The 18,298-nt window shown below is 70.5% G+C and carries 19 protein-coding genes and 2 tRNA genes; 8 read left to right on the forward strand and 13 right to left on the reverse strand.

All coding sequences use genetic code 11. From position 1 onward, the window contains the following. Positions 1–31: 31 nt before the first annotated feature. The 4 genes from SGFS_RS21390 to SGFS_RS21405 are packed head-to-tail and all read right to left on the reverse strand — an operon-like array spanning position 32 to position 2,557. Positions 32–421: a roadblock/LC7 domain-containing protein gene (locus tag SGFS_RS21390; RefSeq protein WP_286252499.1), complete on the reverse strand. Its 390-nt coding sequence runs from the start codon at positions 419–421 to the stop codon at positions 32–34. A 59-nt stretch (positions 422–480) separates the two neighbouring features. Next, entirely contained in the window at positions 481–1,188 is a 708-nt protein-coding gene (locus tag SGFS_RS21395) for a hypothetical protein (RefSeq protein ID WP_286252500.1), read from the reverse strand. Next, positions 1,185–2,186 (reverse strand): hypothetical protein, encoded by a 1,002-nt coding sequence (locus SGFS_RS21400; RefSeq protein WP_286252501.1) that lies wholly within the window; start codon positions 2,184–2,186, stop codon positions 1,185–1,187. Before SGFS_RS21400 ends, SGFS_RS21395 begins: the two co-directional genes overlap by 4 nt. Continuing rightward, positions 2,183–2,557, reverse strand: a complete 375-nt coding sequence (locus SGFS_RS21405; RefSeq protein ID WP_286252502.1) for a hypothetical protein — start codon at positions 2,555–2,557, stop codon at positions 2,183–2,185. The genes SGFS_RS21400 and SGFS_RS21405 overlap by 4 nt, the downstream gene beginning before the upstream one ends. Before the next feature lie 154 nt (positions 2,558–2,711). Between SGFS_RS21405 and SGFS_RS21410 the strand changes: the two genes are divergently transcribed. Further along, the gene (locus SGFS_RS21410) at positions 2,712–3,077 is read left to right on the forward strand and encodes a hypothetical protein (protein WP_286252504.1); all 366 of its coding nucleotides are present in this window, start codon (positions 2,712–2,714) and stop codon (positions 3,075–3,077) included. Between the two features lie 124 nt (positions 3,078–3,201). Here SGFS_RS21410 and rsrA read toward each other — a convergent pair whose 3' ends face one another. The 4 genes from rsrA to SGFS_RS21430 form a co-directional block, all read right to left on the reverse strand. Continuing rightward, the gene (rsrA, locus tag SGFS_RS21415) at positions 3,202–3,549 is read right to left on the reverse strand and encodes a mycothiol system anti-sigma-R factor (protein WP_286252505.1); all 348 of its coding nucleotides are present in this window, start codon (positions 3,547–3,549) and stop codon (positions 3,202–3,204) included. After that, entirely contained in the window at positions 3,546–4,217 is a 672-nt protein-coding gene (sigR, locus tag SGFS_RS21420; protein ID WP_286252506.1) for an RNA polymerase sigma factor SigR, read from the reverse strand. Before sigR ends, rsrA begins: the two co-directional genes overlap by 4 nt. Positions 4,218–4,519: 302 nt before the next feature. Then, on the reverse strand, positions 4,520–5,146 hold the full coding sequence (locus SGFS_RS21425; protein WP_286259998.1) for an alpha/beta hydrolase family protein: 627 nt from the start codon (positions 5,144–5,146) through the stop codon (positions 4,520–4,522). A gap of 10 nt (positions 5,147–5,156) precedes the next feature. Beyond that, entirely contained in the window at positions 5,157–5,972 is an 816-nt protein-coding gene (locus SGFS_RS21430) for an SOS response-associated peptidase (RefSeq protein ID WP_286252508.1), read from the reverse strand. 50 nt (positions 5,973–6,022) lie between these two features. On the opposite strand from SGFS_RS21430, the gene SGFS_RS21435 reads away from it, so the two are divergent. The 4 genes from SGFS_RS21435 (at position 6,023) to SGFS_RS21450 (ending at position 9,729) form a co-directional block, all read left to right on the forward strand. Then, positions 6,023–6,745, forward strand: coding sequence for a M50 family metallopeptidase (locus SGFS_RS21435; protein ID WP_286252510.1), 723 nt, complete (start codon positions 6,023–6,025; stop codon positions 6,743–6,745). A 188-nt stretch (positions 6,746–6,933) separates the two neighbouring features. Continuing rightward, complete coding sequence (gene aroA / locus SGFS_RS21440; RefSeq protein ID WP_286252512.1) at positions 6,934–8,247, forward strand: 3-phosphoshikimate 1-carboxyvinyltransferase; 1,314 nt, start codon at positions 6,934–6,936, stop codon at positions 8,245–8,247. A gap of 16 nt (positions 8,248–8,263) precedes the next feature. After that, on the forward strand, positions 8,264–9,277 hold the full coding sequence (gene rsgA / locus SGFS_RS21445; RefSeq protein ID WP_286252514.1) for a ribosome small subunit-dependent GTPase A: 1,014 nt from the start codon (positions 8,264–8,266) through the stop codon (positions 9,275–9,277). Between the two features lie 128 nt (positions 9,278–9,405). Then, positions 9,406–9,729, forward strand: a complete 324-nt coding sequence (locus tag SGFS_RS21450; RefSeq protein WP_286252516.1) for a DMT family transporter — start codon at positions 9,406–9,408, stop codon at positions 9,727–9,729. Between the two features lie 7 nt (positions 9,730–9,736). Here SGFS_RS21450 and SGFS_RS21455 read toward each other — a convergent pair whose 3' ends face one another. Further along, entirely contained in the window at positions 9,737–10,366 is a 630-nt protein-coding gene (locus SGFS_RS21455) for a TetR/AcrR family transcriptional regulator (protein ID WP_286259999.1), read from the reverse strand. Positions 10,367–10,759: 393 nt separating this feature from the next. Here SGFS_RS21455 and hisN point away from each other — a divergent pair, with 393 nt between their 5' ends. The 3 genes from hisN (at position 10,760) to SGFS_RS21470 (ending at position 12,680) form a co-directional block, all read left to right on the forward strand. Then, on the forward strand, positions 10,760–11,560 hold the full coding sequence (hisN, locus tag SGFS_RS21460; RefSeq protein WP_286252518.1) for a histidinol-phosphatase: 801 nt from the start codon (positions 10,760–10,762) through the stop codon (positions 11,558–11,560). Positions 11,561–11,764: 204 nt separating this feature from the next. Continuing rightward, positions 11,765–12,157, forward strand: coding sequence for a CBS domain-containing protein (locus tag SGFS_RS21465; protein ID WP_286252520.1), 393 nt, complete (start codon positions 11,765–11,767; stop codon positions 12,155–12,157). Positions 12,158–12,263: 106 nt separating this feature from the next. Next, complete coding sequence (locus SGFS_RS21470) at positions 12,264–12,680, forward strand: Fur family transcriptional regulator (RefSeq protein WP_286252523.1); 417 nt, start codon at positions 12,264–12,266, stop codon at positions 12,678–12,680. A gap of 86 nt (positions 12,681–12,766) precedes the next feature. Here the strand turns inward: SGFS_RS21470 and SGFS_RS21475 are convergent. From SGFS_RS21475 to SGFS_RS21490, 4 genes are all read right to left on the reverse strand, one after another. After that, positions 12,767–12,840: transfer RNA gene (locus tag SGFS_RS21475), tRNA-Met, on the reverse strand. 114 nt (positions 12,841–12,954) lie between these two features. Further along, positions 12,955–15,006: a tetratricopeptide repeat protein gene (locus SGFS_RS21480; protein WP_286252525.1), complete on the reverse strand. Its 2,052-nt coding sequence runs from the start codon at positions 15,004–15,006 to the stop codon at positions 12,955–12,957. A 171-nt stretch (positions 15,007–15,177) separates the two neighbouring features. Then, positions 15,178–15,251 (reverse strand) — tRNA-Met (locus SGFS_RS21485). A gap of 60 nt (positions 15,252–15,311) precedes the next feature. Beyond that, positions 15,312–18,233, reverse strand: coding sequence for a UPF0182 family membrane protein (locus SGFS_RS21490; RefSeq protein ID WP_286260000.1), 2,922 nt, complete (start codon positions 18,231–18,233; stop codon positions 15,312–15,314). Positions 18,234–18,298 lie beyond the last annotated feature (65 nt).

Raw genomic sequence — 18,298 nt, forward strand, 5'->3', positions numbered from 1 at the left:
GTCTGGGTGGCGTTCGCTCCCAGGCCGTCGCTCAGCCGGCCACGTCTGCCGCGAGGGCCTTGTTGAGCTGTTCCACCGTGGCGGGGGTCTCGCGCTGGAAGGCGGCGATGTCGAGGCCGTCGTCGGCCATCACGGTCAGCAGGGTCCGCTCGCCGACGGCCACGACGATGACGTGCCCGGAACCGCAGCGGATCATCACCTCGCGGAGCGCGCCGACGCCGGACTGGTCGGCCATACGACGGGAGACGCCAAGGGTTGCGGCGGCGAGGGCGGCGACGGACTCGGCGTGGACCTTGTCGACGTCGGCGACGACTAACAGCCCGTCCACGGTGGACAGGACGCTCTCGGAGACGCCCATCACCCGGTCACGCAGCGCGGCCAGGATGCCGGTCAACGATTCGGTCGATGCGTGTGCGGTCATGGGGACGTGCTCCTTGGTCCAGATGTTCTGCGGTGGGTCGTGCGGCCCGAGCGGCTCAGTCAGTCGGACAGATGCCGGTCGGACTCGGGGAGAGCCCGCAGCCCGCGGCGGACGCGCCGCAGCATTTCGACAGAGGGTTGGTCGGCGAGGAGGTCCTCGGCCGAGAGAAGGGATAAGGAAGGGAAATCGGGCGGCGACACTCCGGCAGGGCTCCCCTGCCCGTCGTCGCCGACACCCCCGGAACCGGGCGCCGCACCCCGCGCCGGCTTCCGCACGGGCAGCGGCGGCGGTGGCTCGGCCGTGGGGCCGGGCGTTGGAGCCGCGGGGCCGGACCCGTCGGCAACGGGAACGGACTTGTCGGTCGTGGGAACGGACTTATCGGTCGCGGGAACGGGCAGGTCGGTCGCGGGAACGGACTGCACGGCCGGAGGAACGGACTCCGGGGCCGGAAGACCGGACTCCGCAACCGCGGAACCCCGCTCCTTCGCCGGAAGGCCCGGCTCCACATCAGCCAGACCCAACTCCGCCACCGGAAGGCTCGACTCCGCGGCCGCACGGCCCAACTCCATGGCCGAGAGGCCGGACTCCGCAGCTCCCGAGTCGGACTCCACCCCCGTGCGGCCGGACTCGTGGGACGGCGGCGATTCCACAGGTGCCGTCGGCCGTTCGGCCGCGGTCTCTCGCGGACTCGCGGCCAGGCCCCGCCGAAGCCGGGCGGCCTTGCTGCGCCGGCGGCGTTTGCGGGCCGGGTCTTCGTCTGGTCTCACGACCCGCCCTCTGCTCCGAGGTCGTCGGCGGGAGATCCCCCACCGGGTCTGCGTCTGGGCAGGGGGCCCGCCCGTGCCGACGGCTCCTGCGACGCCGTGTACGCCTGCGGGACCCGGGGCGCGGTGCTGGGCCGGCCATCGAATGTGGTCCTGGTCTCCCACTGGACGACGCCGAACGACTCCAGCCGGATCAGGTCCAGCATCACCGCGTAGAGCCCGCGCCCCCGGGCGAACGCGATGTCACGTGGCGTACGGCGTCCATTGGCACTCTCGACGAGGTCGAGGTGACGCCGTGTCAGTCGGCCGTCGAGCGCAGGGGTCTTCGGGGTTCCTCGGGTCCCCTGAGGTCCAGTGGTTCCAGTAGTTCGAGTGGTTCCAGGGTTTGCCGAGCCGCCCGGGGCGTCAGGGTCTCCCGTGGCCCCCAGGCCTCCAGCGCCCTCCCGGTCTCCCGAAGCCCCAGGTTCCCCCGGCACATCCGGATCTCCCCAACCGCCGACCCGCGCCGGCCGTACCCGGGCCAGCTCCCCCGCAGGACCCCACAGCCGGGACAGCAGCGTCATGCGTCGGGTGGTCTCCTCGGCCAGTGTCCGTGGTTCCACTCCGGGCCGGGCGACGAGCGTGGGCTCACGCCCGGTCAGTTCCCAACCGCCGGGCGGGCTGAGCGCCATGGCGAAGGCACCGTCGTACACGGCCGCCGTACAGACGACATCCAGCTCGCCGGCGCCGATCAGGCCCGCGGCCACCAGATGTGATCCGAGCCGGTCGGCGTCGGGCTGCGCCGCGCACGCCGCCAGCCAGGCCTCGTCGTCGATCCGGCCGGACGCGAGCAGCGCGGACGTCGCGGTCGGCGCGCCCGGTGTCTCGATCGCGCCGACCAGGCCGTCGCGCAGGTGAATCGTGCCACCGGGGGAACCGGAGACCCGTACCGTGCCGTCGAAGCCCTCCTCGCGCAGCGCCTGCAGGAGAGCCGGCACATTGCGTGCCGAGGGGTTCTTCACGCCAGCACCTCGCGGGCCGGGTCGCCCATGCTGCGCAGTGCCAGGGTCACATTGGCCCGGCTGCGGTCGAGCCCGGCCGCGAGCAGCAGCGGATCACCGGCCGACCTGACCACGGAGAGCAGTACCTGGTGGCGCTTCGTGCTGGTCATGATCACGCTCTCCAACTCCCCCACGGCCCCCGCCTCGCCGAGCCGCTCGGAGATGAGGTTGGCGAGGTCGGCGGCTTCCGTCCCGGCGCCGGCCTGGACGGCGTCTCCCGCCACGCCGTAGGTGAGTCCGGTGACCGCGTCGATCAGGGCGACGCCGGTGACGCCGGGAGAGTCGAGTAGCCGGTCCAGGGAGGCCTGGAGTGCCGTGGCCCGTTCCCCCATTCGCCCTCCACGTTCACGCGCCGCACAGTAGTTTGAACGCTAACTTTCGCAACCCACAACAAAGTTGACGTTTGCGACCCAAGGATCGCTCGCGTTCGATCGTAGATGGCCGGACAGTTACCGGTCAGCAGCACTGAGGAATTGGGGCAGCAATATGAACATCGAGACCGCGCTCAAGGAAGCGATGACCGTCGACGGCGCGATCGGCGTCGCACTGGTCGACTACGAGAGCGGTATGTCGCTCGGCACGCTCGGCGGCGGCCAGCACCTCGACCTCGAACTCGCGGCGGCCGGCAACACCGAGGTGGTGCGCTCCAAGATGCGCACGCTGGCCTCGCTGGACATGAACGACGTGATCGAGGACATCCTGATCACGCTGGGCCAGCAGTACCACCTGATCCGCCCGCTCGGCAGCAGCAAGGGGTCGCTGTTCCTCTACCTCGCGCTGGACCGGTCGCGCAGCAACCTGGCGCTTGCCCGCCACGCCCTGAAGCGCATCGAGACCGGCCTCGACGTCTGAGCCGCCCCCACCGGCGGCGGGGAAGCACTGAGCCCGTTCCGGGAGCGGCCGTTCGGCCGCCCGGGAACGGGCTCAGGACGTGATACCGCAGGTGTGTCAGAGTTCCTGCGCTCCTGCTCGGCGCTCAGGACTCCTGCGGAGAAACCGGAGAGACCGGAGAGACGGGCGCGGCCGACGCCGGCGCCGTGGCCGCGACATCGTGCTCGGGAACGGCCTGACCCGACCGGATCAGATCGATCCGCCCCATCACCTTGGCCCGCAGATCGGTCGGCACGTCGTCATGGCCGCAGCACCGCTTGACCAGCTTCTTCACGGCCTGCTCCAGCCCGTACTTCTCCAAGCACGGCGAGCACTCCTCGAAGTGGGCCTCGAACTTGGTGCAGTCCGAGTCCGGCATCTCCCGGTCCAGGAACTCATAGAGATGATCGAGGATTTCGCTGCAATCCGTCTCGTGCGGCTCTCCGCAGCTCATGACCCCGAGCCTTTCGCTTCGTTCGACTCTCCGGCGCCGGCCGGGACCAGCCCACGGTCACGGGCGTAGTCCTCGAGCATGCCGCGCAGCTGACGACGGCCCCGGTGCAGCCGGGACATCACCGTACCGATGGGTGTCCCCATGATGTCGGCGATCTCCTTGTAGGCAAAGCCCTCGACATCGGCCAGATAGACGGCGATGCGGAATTCCTCGGGGATCGCCTGCAGCGCTTCCTTCACGTCCGAGTCGGGCAGGTGGTCGAGCGCCTGCGACTCGGCGGAGCGCAGCCCCGTCGACATGTGCGACTCGGCGCGCGCGAGCTGCCAGTCCTCGATCTCCTCGGCCGCGGAGCGCTGGGGTTCGCGCTGCTTCTTGCGGTACGAGTTGATGAAGGTGTTCGTGAGAATCCGGTACAGCCAGGCCTTGAGGTTGGTCCCCTCACGGAACTGGTGGAAGGACGCGTACGCCTTCGCGTACGTCTCCTGCACCAGGTCCTCGGCGTCGGCCGGGTTGCGCGTCATGCGCAGCGCGGCGGAGTACATCTGATCGAGGTACTCCAGAGCGTCCCGCTCGAACCGGGCGCTTCGCTCCCTGGCGGTCTCGGTGCCCTCGGGCTGCTCCGCCTGGCCGTGTTCGGTCCCTGCGTCGGTCCCAGTGACCGGACCCACCTCCTCCAGCGTCCGGGCAGTACCGAAACCGGTACCACCAGAATCGGAGGATAGACGACGATCCATGCCCGCCGCCGCCCGAATAGGGGCGTTCTTGGCCGCGTGCAGCACCGTCCACTCCAGGTCAGCACGGCTGCTGCGGCTCGGGCAGAAGGTCGAACCCATGCGGCGGACTTCCTCTCGTACGACGGTCAGCACGGTCAGCGCTGTCTGATCCGCACAACAGAAAGCCGCACCCCGGCATTCCCCGCTTCCCACCGACTCCTTACCGAGTGACACATCCCACTCTCGCCCCGTCCGCCCTACCGGAGTGACGCGATCCACTCCACGACACCGTCGGTGACGACCTTCAGGGCCTGATCCTGGTCGACGGGCGCCCGCTTCGGCACGCCGAAGGAGTGATCGCCGTACGGCACCTCTACGAGCCCGTGGGCCCCCTCCGGGAACTCCTCGGGTCGGCCGAACGGGTCGTTCGCGCCCTGTACGACGAGGGTGGGCACCCCGGCATCGAGCAGTTCTCCGGCGCGGGACTTCTCCGGCCTGCCCGGCGGGTGCAGCGGGAAGCTCAGCGCGAGCACGGCCACCGCGCCCAGCTCCCTCGCCGTACGACAGGCCACGCGGGCCCCCGCGCTGCGCCCGCCCGCGATCACGGGCAGCCCCGGCTTCGCCAGCGCGGGCCACAGGCCCCGCCAGCCCACGTCCAGCGTCTTCGGCGCGGGCGCGACCTTCTTGCCCGCCACCCGCCAGGGCTGCTCGACGAGGGCGACGGTCACCCCGTGCGCGGGCAGGACGGCGGCGAGGGCCTTCAGGTCACGCGCGTCGATGCCACCGCCGGCGCCATGGCCGACAGCGAGGACGAACGCCGGCTTCTCGGCCTCGTGCCAGGTGACGCGGGCGGTACCGGCGTCGGTCTCAACCTCTTCTGCGATCTCGGTCACGCTAGAAGAGTGTGCCCTCCTCGGGCCCTTCCAGCTCCTTCAGCAGCTCCGGGCTGTTGTTGCGGACGTTGCTGACGGCCGTGGAGACGGGGTAGGCGCGCATCAGCCCGGCGGGTGGCGGCGACAGCAGTTCGCGCAGGTCGTCGGCGTCGGTGCGGGCCGGGTCGAGCCAGGCGTCCCAGCGGTCGGACGTGAGCATCAGGGGCATACGGGGGTGGATCTCCGCCAGGGCGTGCGGGCCCTCCTCCGGGGCCACGGCCAGCGGGGTCGCCTCGGCCTCGGTGGTGATCACCGAACACGTGACCCACCAGGCCTGCGGGTGGTCGTCCGGCAGCGTACGGTCCCGCCAGAACTCGTACAGACCGGCCATCGCGAAGACGGACCCGTCGGCGGGGAGCACGAAGTAGGGCTGCTTGCGGGGCCGCTTCTTCTTTCCCTCGACCTCCAGATCACGCTCCCCCTTGCCGGTGACCCACTCGTAGTAGCCGTCGGCGGGCAGGATGCAGCGCCGGGAGGTGAAGGCCCGGCGGTACGAGGGCTTCTCGTGGACGGTCTCGGCGCGGGCGTTGATCATCCGGGCCGCGCCCTCGGGCGACTTGGACCAGGACGGGACCAGTCCCCACTTCAGCTTGCGCAACTGGCGAACCGGCCGTTTGTCATCGGCGTCCTTCAGAGGGCGGTCGAGTACCGCGTAGACCTCCTTGGTGGGAGCCACGTTGTAGTCCGGCGCCAGGGTCTCCTCCGGCTCCCACTTCTCGACCTCAAAGACTCCTGCGAGATCCTCTGGCCTACGACTCGCCGCATACCGTCCGCACATAAGTGCCACACTGCCAGATCCGAAACGACCCAGAGGAGCCATCGCCGCCAATGGAAAGCATCGCAGCCGTCTCGCTGGCAGGCCTCTGGGACGAGATCTTCGGTACCCAGCCCGACCCCGACACCTGGGTCGTCATAGCCACGGCGGTCGCCGCGCTCGCCGCGATCGTCCCGCACGGCGTCTGGCGGCTCTCGCGCAACGCCATCACCATCGCGCACGAGGGCGGCCACGGCCTGGTCGCGCTGCTCACCGGCCGCACCCTGACCGGCATCCGCCTGCACTCCGACACCAGCGGGCTCACGGTCAGCCGGGGCAAGCCCACCGGCCTCGGCATGATCCTCACCGCCGCCTCCGGCTACACCGCTCCCCCACTGCTCGGCCTCGGCGGCGCCGCCCTCCTCGGCGCGGGCCGCATCACGCTTCTCCTGTGGCTCTCCACGATCCTCCTGGTCGCCATGCTGGTGATGATCCGCAACGCGTACGGCGCCCTGACGGTCCTCCTGACCGGCGGCACCTTCGTGCTCGTCTCCTGGCTGACGGGCCCCCAGGTCCAGGCGGCCTTCGCGTACGCGGTGGTGTGGTTCCTGCTGCTGGGCGGCGTACGCCCCGCCTTCGAACTCCAGGCCAAGCGGCGCAGGGGCGGCGCGGGCGACTCGGACGCGGACCAGCTGTCTCGGCTGACTCACGTACCGGCGTGGATGTGGTTGTTCCTGTTCCACGTGGTGTCGCTGTGTTCGTTGTTGGGGGGCGGCCGATGGCTGCTGGGGCTCTGAATCGCTGATTCGCCCCCTTGAGATGCGCCCCGTGAGGGACGCGGGGCCGTATCGATCTGCGGCTCCGCAGCAGGGCGCGACCAGCCACAACGAACCCGTAGACGCCCACGGCGCTCAAGAGGCACCCGTACCGCGCCCGGCGATCACGGAGGACACCCCCTAACGCGAAGCCCCACTAAAGTGGCCGCATGGCCCTGAACGCACAGCCCGCCCTCTGGCCCGCCCCGCACGCGAGCGGAGCCGTCGACGCGACGGTCCACGTCCCGGGGTCCAAGTCGGTCACCAACCGCGCCCTCGTGCTCGCCGCCCTCGCGAGCGAGCCCGGCTGGGTGCGCCGCCCCCTGCGCTCCCGCGACACCCTCCTCATGGCGGCGGCTCTGCGCGCGATGGGCATCGAGATCGAGGAAGGGATCGGCCCGGACGGCTCAGGCGAGGCCTGGCGCGTACTGCCGACGGGTCTGCGCGGGCCTGCCACGGTCGACGTCGGCAACGCCGGCACGGTCATGCGCTTCCTGCCCCCGGTGGCCGCCCTCGCGGACGGCCCCATCCGCTTCGACGGCGACCCGAGGTCGTACGAGCGCCCCCTGACCGGTGTGATCGACGCCCTGCGCACGCTCGGCGCCCGGATCGACGACGACAGCCGGGGAGCCCTCCCGCTGACCGTGCACGGCAGCGGCGCCCTCGACGGCGGCCCCGTGGAGATCGACGCGTCGTCCTCGTCCCAGTTCGTGAGCGCGCTCCTCCTCTCGGCGCCCCGCTTCAACCAGGGCGTGGAGGTCCGCCACATCGGCGCGACCCTCCCGTCCCTCCCCCACATCCGGATGACCGTGGACATGCTGCGCTCGGTCGGCGCGCAGGTGGACACCCCGGAGTCGGGCGGCGAGCCGAACGTCTGGCGGGTCACGCCGGGCGCCCTGCTCGGCCGGGACCTGACGATCGAGCCGGACCTGTCCAACGCCCAGCCGTTCCTGGCGGCGGCCCTGGTGACCGGCGGCAAGGTCGTCGTCCCCGACTGGCCGACGCGCACCACCCAACCGGGCGACCAGCTCCGCCAGATCTTCACGGAGATGGGCGGCACCTGCGAACTGACGGACTACGGACTGGCGTTCACCGGCTCCGGAGCCATCCACGGCATCGACGTGGACCTGAGCGAGGTCGGCGAGCTGACCCCGGGCATCGCGGCGGTCGCCGCCCTCGCCGACTCCCCCTCGACGCTGCGCGGCGTCGCCCATCTGCGCCTGCACGAGACGGACCGGCTGGCCGCGCTCACCAAGGAGATCAACGAGCTCGGCGGCGACGTCACCGAGACCGCCGACGGCCTCCACATCCGGCCACGCCCGCTGCACGGCGGCGTCTTCCACACCTACGACGACCACCGCATGGCCACGGCCGGCGCGATCATCGGCCTGGCGGTGAAGGACGTACGCATCGAGAACGTGGCGACGACGGCCAAGACCCTCCCCGACTTCCCCGAACTGTGGGCCGGAATGCTCGGGAACTGACGGGCGGACGACGATCATGCGCCGCTACGGCAAGCACACCGACGAGGACGACATCCGGAGCCGTCCCAACCGCAAGGGCAACCGCCCGCGCACCCACATCCGCCCGAAGCACGAGGACGCGGCCGACGGCATGGTCCTGACCGTCGACCGGGGCCGGCTGACCTGTCTCGTCGAGGACCGCGTGGTCATGGCCATGAAGGCCCGCGAACTGGGCCGCAAGGCCGCCGTGGTCGGCGACACCGTCGCCCTCGTCGGCGACCTCTCCGGCAAGAAGGACACCCTCGCCCGGATCGTCCGCATCGGCGACCGCACATCGGTGCTGCGCCGCACGGCCGACGACGACGACCCGTACGAGCGCGTGGTCGTCGCCAACGCCGACCAGCTCGCCATCGTCACCGCCCTCGCCGACCCCGAGCCCCGCCCCCGCCTGATCGACCGCTGCCTGGTCGCGGCGTACGACGGCGGCCTCACCCCCCTGCTGGTCATGACGAAGTCGGACCTCGCCTCGGCCGACAAAATCCTGGAGCTGTACGGCGACCTGGACATCCCGTACGTGGTGACGAGCCGCCAGGAACTGGAGACGGGCGGCGCCGCCGACCGCGTACGCGAACATCTCGACGGCAAGATCACGGCGTTCGTCGGCCACTCGGGTGTGGGCAAGACGACGCTGGTGAACGCGCTGGTCCCGGAGGACCGCCGCCGCACGACGGGCCATGTGAACGCGGTGACGGGCCGCGGCCGCCACACGACGACTTCGGCGCTGGCGCTCCCCCTGGCGGGCTCGGACGGCGGCTGGGTGGTGGACACCCCGGGCGTACGGTCGTTCGGCCTGGCACACATCGACCCCTTCCGGGTCATCAACGCCTTCCCGGACCTGGTGCCCGGCACCGAGGGCTGTCCGCGCGCGTGCAGTCACGACGAGCCGGACTGCGCGCTGGACCAGTGGGTCGCGGACGGTCACGCGGACCCGGCGCGCCTCTACTCCCTGCGCAGACTGCTCGCCACCCGCGAACGACGAGAAGGCGACTGACCTCCGCGTTGTTTGCGTTCCCCTCCTCCCGGTAAGTGCATAATCGCACCAGTCGGAGCCAGACCGGACGAGATCAGGCGAGCACCGACGAAGCGGTCACGAAACGTGGGGACACGGGAGGACGAGACATGGCGTGGCTGCTGGTGGTCGTGGCCGGACTTCTGGAGACCGGGTTCGCCGTCTGTCTGAAGCTGTCGCACGGCTTCACCAGACTCTGGCCGACGGTCGCGTTCTGCGTCTTCGCGCTCGGCAGCTTCGGCCTGCTGACCCTTGCCCTGAGAAAGCTCGACGTCGGCCCCGCGTACGCGGTCTGGACGGGCATCGGCGCGGCGGGCACGGCGATCTACGGGATGGTCTTCCTCGGCGACATCGTGTCCATCCTGAAGATCGTCTCGATCACACTGGTGATCGTCGGGGTCGTGGGCCTGCAGCTGTCGGGCTCGGCGCACTAGGCCGGCCCTAGTCGGTCCGTTGGTTGAGCGATCTGCTGAGCTGGCGCGGGAGCGCGGTCCGTACGAGATCGATGACCCCACCCTCCCCCGGCGGCGCCGCCACACAGGACAGGGCGAGCCGGACGGCGAGTTCGCAGAGGCGGGCCAGTTCCGTGGTGTCCGACTTGGGGGTGCCGGGCGCGGCGAGCACGAGGACCGCGCGGTCGCGGACCAGGGTCACGAAGTCGGAGGGCGCGGGCAGCGGCCCGTCCGCGCGGCGCTGCGCGGGCACCGCGGACGACGACGGCACCGCCGTGAGCGTCGGCGAGGGCAGCCGCTCGCTCCAGCAGCCGGTGAGCATGGCCCGGACGAGCGCGTTGCCCCGGGCCGCCGCCACGGTCCACTCGGCGGTCGCGGCCAGCCGATCCCGGGTTTCCAGGGGCGTGGCGAGAGCCCGTTCGACGCCCGCGAGATAGCCGTCCGCTTCTCTGCGGACCAGGGCCCGGGCGAGCCCCTCCTTGCTGCCGAACTCGTTGTACAGCGTCTGCCGGGACACCCCGGCCGCCGCGGCCACATCGACCATGCGCACAGCGGACCAAGGCCGTCGGACCAACGCCGTGTAAGCGGCGTCCAGCAGGGATTCCCGCGCTGCAGGCATCATCGCCTCCCAGGGGCGAGCAGCTCTGTGCCCAGATTTGACGCGCACCAGACCACTGTCAAGGGTTCGCGACGGCACCGGGGGGCGCGCGTCGGCCAGGATGCGCGCACAGGGGCGCGGGGTTCGCTCTGGCGTAACTGCGGGCGGTCGGGCCGCTGGGCTGTCGTAGCTGCAGGGTCATGCCCCTGGGGCTGCCTGACGCAGCCGCGGGCGGTCATGCCCCTGGGGCGGCACGGTGAGCGCAGCGGACCCCGCAAGCGCCGTGGGCGCGCGCCCCACGCCCGCCCGGCCACGGCAGAGGGTGCCCTCCACACCCGGCCCCCAGCCACCATCCCCATCCCACGCCCGTCCCCCTGTAGCCCCGCACCGACCTCGGCAGATACCGTTCGCAACATGGCCGACTATCTCGATGACCTGCGCCTCGCCCACGTCCTCGCGGACGCCGCCGACGCCGCGACGATGGACCGCTTCAAGGCCCTCGACCTCAAGGTCGAGACGAAGCCGGACATGACGCCGGTGAGCGAGGCCGACAAGTCCGCCGAGGAACTGATCCGCGGCCAGCTCCAGCGCGCCCGCCCCCGCGACGCGATCCTCGGCGAGGAGTACGGCATCGAGGGCACGGGCCCCCGCCGCTGGGTCATCGACCCGATCGACGGCACCAAGAACTACGTCCGCGGCGTCCCGGTCTGGGCCACCCTGATCTCCCTGATGGAGGCGGCCGAGGGCGGCTACCAACCCGTCGTCGGCGTGGTCTCCGCCCCCGCGCTCGGCCGCCGCTGGTGGGCGGCGAAGGGCCACGGCGCCTTCACCGGCCGCAGCCTCAGCTCGGCCTCCCGCCTGCACGTCTCGCGCGTCACGAAGCTGTCGGACGCCTCGTTCGCATACTCCTCGCTCAGCGGCTGGGAGGAGCGCGGCCATCTGAACGGCTTCCTGGACCTGACCCGCGATGTGTGGCGCACGCGCGCGTACGGCGACTTCTGGCCGTACATGATGGTCGCCGAGGGCTCGGTGGACATCTGCGCCGAACCGGAGCTGTCCCTCTGGGACATGGCCGCCAACGCGATCATCGTGACCGAGGCGGGCGGCACGTTCACCGGCCTCGACGGCCGCCCCGGCCCGCACAGCGGCAACGCGGCGGCGTCGAACGGCCCGCTCCACGACGAGCTGCTGGGCTATCTCAACCAGCGCTACTGAACCGGTCGTATCGATGCGCACGGTGCCCCGGAGTGATCCCGGGGCGCCCCCGAACTGACCACGCGCGCCCTCTTGTTGACCTCCGCTTTACCTGCCACATTGAGAGCTCCCCCACTTGTGAACTTGTGCAGTGCTCAACAGGCGCCTCCGGCGCCGAGCCTGACCTGCCCACCACGGGGACTCCCTAGGAGGTGGCTGAACTCCATGCTCGTCCACGACGCCATGAGCACGGTGGTCTTGACCATCGGCCCCGACCACACCCTTCGCCAGGCCGCCGCGCTGATGTCCGCGCGCCGGATCGGCGCGGCCGTGGTCCTCGACCCGGACGCCGGCGGACTCGGCATCCTGACGGAACGCGACGTCCTCAACTCCGTGGGCCTCGGCCAGAACCCCGACATCGAGCGGGCCCACGACCACACCACCACCGACGTCGTGTTCGCCGCGCCGTCCTGGACCCTGGAGGAGGCGGCCCGCGCCATGGCACACGGCGGCTTCCGCCACCTCATCGTCCTCGACCGGGGCGATCCGATCGGCATCGTCTCGGTCCGCGACATCATCCGCTGCTGGGTCCCGGCGCGACAGCACGCCCCCGCGTGACGCGCCCTCGGCGCCACTCGATCCTGTTTAGACCTAATCTAACTCAAGTCGACTTCCAAAATCACACCCGTTCGGGTTCTGGTCTCCTTCTGTTATTCTGGTCTGTATGAGTGACCTTCTGGACCGACTGCGCGGCCGCGGATGGCGGATGACCGCGCAGCGACGCGTCGTGGCCGAGGTCCTCGACGGAGACCACGTCCATCTGACGGCCGACGAGGTGCACGTCCGCGCCGTCGAGAAGCTGCCGGAGATCTCGCGCGCGACCGTCTACAACACGCTGGGCGAGCTGGTCTCCCTCGGCGAGGTCCTCGAGGTCACCACGGACAAGCGCGCCAAGCGGTACGACCCGAACGCGCACCGTCCGCACCACCACCTGGTCTGCGCCCAGTGCGGCACCATCCGTGACGTCCACCCGACGGGCAACCCGCTCGCCGACCTCCCCTCTTCCGAGCGCTTCGGCTTCACGGTCTCGGACGTAGAGGTGACGTACCGAGGCGTGTGCCCGAACTGCGCGGCGGCGTAAGCACGTCTCGAACGACAACGGGAAACAACGAAGGCGGAAACACCGAAGGCCCGGAACCTCATCGGTTCCGGGCCTTCGGCCTTCAGTAGCGGGGACAGGATTTGAACCTGCGACCTCTGGGTTATGAGCCCAGCGAGCTACCGAGCTGCTCCACCCCGCGTCGTTAAACGCAACAGTACGTCACCCGCATCGACCAGCGCAAATCACTATCGGCAGGGCAGGCGACGGTGCGTCGCGAACCGTCCGCCCACGTCACCCCGGCCCCGGAGTGCGCCTACGCGGACAGCTCCTCCCGCAACGCGTCACCCAACCGCGCCGCCCGCTCGGCAACCTCCGCAGGCCCGAGCGACACCGCCCGGTCCGCCCAGCGCTGCCCCTCCACCAGCTCCCCACGACGCGCGTAGACCAGGGCTAGCCGCAATGCCGCCCGCCCATGCCCCGCGTCAGCGGCCCGCGTCCACCACAACGCCGCCTCCGGCTCACTGCCCTCCCGGGCCAGCAGCAGCCCCAGATTGAACGCCCCGTTCCGAGACCCGGCCTCCGCCGCCTCCCGGTACCACCGCGCCGCCTCGACCACATCGCCGCGCGCGGCGGCCAGCATCCCGACCCGCACCTGCGCCCGCCGATGCCCCTGGGACGCGGCCCGCTCGTACCACTCCTCGCACTCCGTCCTCTCCCGCGCCGGCTCCCCCAGCTCATGCGCGGGCCGGGGCGGCCGCCGAGCGTCGAGCACCGCGGCCAGCCGGTACGCGGCCTCCGCGCTGCCTCCACCGGCGGCACTGCGCAGATGCCGCTCGGCCGCCCGCTCGTCCCCGTCCCGCAGCCGCGCTATGGCGACCTGGAGCGCCGCATCGGTGTGCCCGGCGGCGGCCGCCCGCTCGTACCAGACGAGCGCGGTCGGGTCGTCGCCCCGCCCGGCGTGCAGAATCCCGAGGTTGAACGCGGCGTCCACGCTCCCCGCCTCGGCCGCCTTGGAGAACCACGGCTCGGCCCCGGACGCGTCCCCGACCTGGAGCAGCAGGATGGCCAGCGCGTTCGCGGCCTCCCGGTGCCCGGCGTACGCGGCCCGGCGGTACCACTGATCGGCCTGCGCGGTCCGCCCCTGCTCGGCGCAGAGCAGCCCGAGGTTGTACGCGCCGTTGACGTCACCGGCGTCCATCGCGGCCCGGTACCACCGCTCGGCGGTCTGGGTCTCGCCGCGCTCGGCGTGCAGCGCGCCCAGCGCGTTCGCCGCGTTGCCGTCGCCGTCCTGGGCGGCCCGCAGCCACCACACGGCGGCGCTCTCGGTGTCCCCCGCGTCGCGCAGCAGGAAGCCCAGGGCGCAGGCCGCCCGCGGCTCGCCGTCCTTGGCGGAGGTCAGATACCAGCGCCCGGCCTCCTTCAGCTCCCCGCGCCGCTCCAGGATCGCGCCCAGGTGCAGCGCGGCCCGCCGGTGCCCGCGCGCGGCGGACTGGCGGTACCACTGCTCGGCCTCCTCGGCGGCGGAGGGCCCGGCACCGCCCGCGCCGACACCGTTGTCGGCACCGGACTCCTGTCCTCGTACGGCAGCACGCGCATCCCGTACGGGCTCGCGGCTCGCGCCCCCGATCTCCAGCGCCGCACGCGCCACCCTGCGCCCCTCGCGCACGGCCGCGCGCTCCTCGCGTGCGGCCTTCAGGTCTAGCGCCCGGGCCAGCCGGTACGCGGCCTCGCGGTGCCCGCGCTCGGCGGCGACCCGCATCCACTGCTCGGCCCCGGCGTCACTGCGGTGTTCCAGCAGATCGGCGAGGGCGTACGCGCCCAGGGCGTGGCCCTGCTCGGCGGACTGGCGCAGCCAGTACTCGGCGGCCGGCTCGTCACCGCGTTCACGGTGGTGCCGTCCGAGCGCGTGCGCGGCGGCCGCCGAACCGGCGACGGCGGCGATCCGCCACCACTGGGCGGCGTCGTCCGGGTACCCGCGCTGGTGCAGCAGGACGCCCAGGTTGTTGGCCGCGGCCCGGTCCCCGGCGGCCGTGGCGGCGCGCAGAAACGGCTCCGCGCCGTCCAGGTCTCCTCGACGCAGCAGCATGGCGCCGAGCACGCTCATCGCCTCGGCGTCACCGGCCTCGGCAGCGAGCCGCTGCCGGGCCTCCTCCACGGCCTCTGCCGCGTCCACGACTTCGTCCCGGTCCGCCGACTGCACGAAGTCGGCCGACGTCTGTACGAGTTCGCCCGATGTCTGCACGGAGTCGGTCAACTGCTCCGCGAGGTCGGCACCCATCACATAGTCGGCAGGCATCGCAAAGTCGGCAGGCCGCGCAAACCGCCCTGTCTCCAACAGAGTTGCCTTGTCCCCCATAACGTCCATCGTCGCACCACCTGCAACCTGGGTACACCTGGTATACCGCAGCCATTGAGGTCACTACAGCGTTTTGTCGACATGCCCACAGAGCGACAAGTCAAACACAGATTTCCCAACCTCCACGCACAACACGTCGAAGGCCCGGATCCTTTAGAGGATCCGGGCCTTCAACTTCAGTAGCGGGGACAGGATTTGAACCTGCGACCTCTGGGTTATGAGCCCAGCGAGCTACCGAGCTGCTCCACCCCGCGCCGTTGTGTTGCAACCGTACCACGGCGCGGGGTGGAGCTCGGAATCAGTCGCTCCCGGAGCTACCCGGAGCTCTTGTCGCCCTTGTCGTCGCTGTTCTTGCCGCTGCCCTTCTCCGTCTCGGAGTCGACCTTGGCCTGGGCCTCCTCGGCCCTCTCGAGCGCGTCCGCGAGGTCGTCCTGAGCCTTGCCGTACGCCTCCCAGTCACCGTCCTTGAGAGCCTGCTGACCCTCGCCGAAGGCCTTCTGGGCGTCCGCCAGCGCCGCCTTGACCGTCGGATCGCTGGACGTCGGCGGTTCTTCGCCGTCGCCCTCGTCCGGTGGCTCGGCGGTCGACCCCTCCGTCTCGAAGACCTTGTTGAGCGCCTCGTCGAGCGTGTCCTCGAAGGCCGTGTTGCCGCCGTAGGTGACCAGCACCTTGCGCAGCAGCGGGTACTTCAGGCCGCCGCCCTTCACATAGACGGGCTCCACGTAGAGCAGTCCGCCGTCGAGCGGGACCGTCAGGAGGTTGCCGTACTCGACCTGGGAGTCACCTCTCTTGAGGAGGCTGATGGTCTCGGCGATGTCCTGTTCCGAGTTGAACTGGCTCTGGACCTGTTTGGGGCCGTCGATCGGCTCGCTGGTCGGCAGTTTCAGGATTCTGATCTTGCCGTAGTCCGGCGTGCCCGCCTCGGCGTTGACCGAGACGAAGGCGCTGAGGTTGTCCCGGCCGTTCGGCGTGAGCGTCGTCGTCAGCGAGAACGCCTGTTCCGACTGCTTGGGCAGCTTCATGCTCAGGTAGTACGGCGGCACCGCGTTGCCCGAGGTGTTGGTCGGGTCGTCCGGGACCTGCCACACCTCGCTGCCGCTGAGGAACGTCTGGGCGTCCTTCACGTGGTAGCGGGTGAGCAGCTCGCGCTGGACCTTGAACAGGTCCTGCGGGTACCGCAGGTGCTCCATGAGCGCCGGCGAGATGTCGGCCTTGGGCTGCACCGTGTCCGGGAAGGCCTTCATCCAGGTCTTCAGGACGGGGTCATCGGTGTCCCACTGGTAGAGCTTGACGTCACCGGTGTACGCGTCGACGGTCGCCTTCACCGAGTTGCGGATGTAGTTGACCTGGTTCTGCTGGGCCACCACCGCCCGCTGGTTGTTGTTCGCGGTCAGCGAGTCGGCCGTCGTGTCACCGAGGGTGGTGCGGGAGGCGTACGGGTAGCCGTTGGTCGTCGTGTACGCGTCGACGATCCACTGGATCTTCCCGTTGACGACGGCCGGGTAGGCGTCGCCGTCGATGGTCAGCCAGGGGGCCACCGCCTCGACCCGCTCCTTGGGCGTGCGGTTGTAGAGGATCCTCGAACCCTCGCCGATCGCGCCCGAGTAGAGGATCTGCGGCTCGTTGAACGCCACCGCGTAGGCGGCCCGGTTGACCGGGCTGGAGAGGTTGACCCCGCTGCCGCCCTTGTAGCTGTTGGTCTTCTCGCCGTTGTCGTCGGAGTAGTCGATCTCCTTCTGGGGACCGCCGACGATCGAGTACTGGGTGGTCTTCTCGCCGTAGTAGACCCGCTGCTGGTAGGTGCCCAGGTCACCCTTGGACGGCAGGTCGGACTCCGTGAAGACCGGCCGGCCGCCGGAGGTGGCCTCGGTGCCCTTGGCGGCGACCACGCCGTAACCGTGGGTGTAACGGAAGTGGTCGTTGATCCAGTTGTTCTTCGGGATGCCCGCGAGGTTCAGCTCACGCAGACCGATGACGGTGTCCTGCTCCGCGCCGTCCTGGCCCTTGTAGCGGTCGACGTCCAGGTTGGTGGGGAACGCGTAGTAGTTCCTCATCTGCTGGAGCTGCTGGAATGTCGGCGAGACGATGTTCGGGTCGAGCATGCGGATGCTCGCCGTGGTGTCGGCGTCCGCGCGGAGCTTGGCCTTGTCGGTGGTGTCGCTCGTGCCCGAGTACTCCTCGACGTCGGTGCCGTCGATGCCGTACGCCTTGCGTGTGGCCTCGAGGTTCTTCTCGACGTACGGGGCTTCCTTGGCCTGCTCGTTCGGCTGGACCTGGAACTTCTGGACGATCGCCGGGTACAGCCCGCCGATGAGGATCGCCGAGAGCACCATCAGACCGAAGCCGATGACCGGCAGCTGCCAGGTGCGCCGCCAGATGGTGGCGAAGAAGAGCAGCGCGCAGATCACGGCGATGCAGAACAGGATCGTCTTGGCCGGCAGATACGCGTTCGCGTCGACGTACCTGAGGCCCGTCCAGTTGCCGGTCGCCTTGAAGTCGCTGGACTTCACGGCGAGGCCGTACCGGTCGAGCCAGTACGCGACCGCCTTCAGGGCGACGAAGATCCCGATGAGCACCGACAGGTGCCCGGTGGCGGCGGCCGTGGCGCGCGCGCCGGGGGAAGTGATCCTCAGACCGCCGTACAGGTAGTGCGTGAGCGCGGCGGCGATCACCGAGAGCACGGCGGCGGCGAAGCCGAAGCCGAGCAGGAAGCGGTACCAGGGCAGGTCGAAGGCGTAGAAGGAGACGTCCAGGTCGAACTGGGGGTCCTTCTGGCCGAACGACACTCCGTTGACCCACATCAGCCACGTACGCCACTGCCCGGAGGCGGAGGCGCCGGCGATGAGGCCGACCAGGGCGGTGATCCCGAGGAGCAGCCACTTCTTGTAGGGCGCGATGCCCATGCGGTATCTGTCGAGGCTCTGCTGTTCCATCGACATGGCGCTCAGCGGCGGGCGCAGCCGGTGCGCCAGCCAGATGTTGAAGCCGACCGCGGCCGCCATCAACAGACCGAAGACGAAGAAGAGCCCGATCTTCGTCCACAGCGTGGTAGTGAACACGGACGAGTAATTCACCGACCGGTACCAGAGCCAGTCCGTCCAGAATCCCGCGAACATGATGAACGCCATGCCGAGGACGGCCAGGACGCCCAGTGTCATGAGCAGCGTCCGGACACGTCGGGACGGTCGGCCCACTCTGATCCGTGGCCCCGACGGGCCTCCGCCGCGGTCCGGCATCTGGAAAGCCAAGGTGCGCACCTCGAAGTCGCTGTCGATCCGTCAGGCCCGCGGTCTACGGACCC

The sequence above is a fragment of the Streptomyces graminofaciens genome (genome assembly GCF_030294945.1).
GTDB classification, from domain to species: domain Bacteria; phylum Actinomycetota; class Actinomycetes; order Streptomycetales; family Streptomycetaceae; genus Streptomyces; species Streptomyces graminofaciens.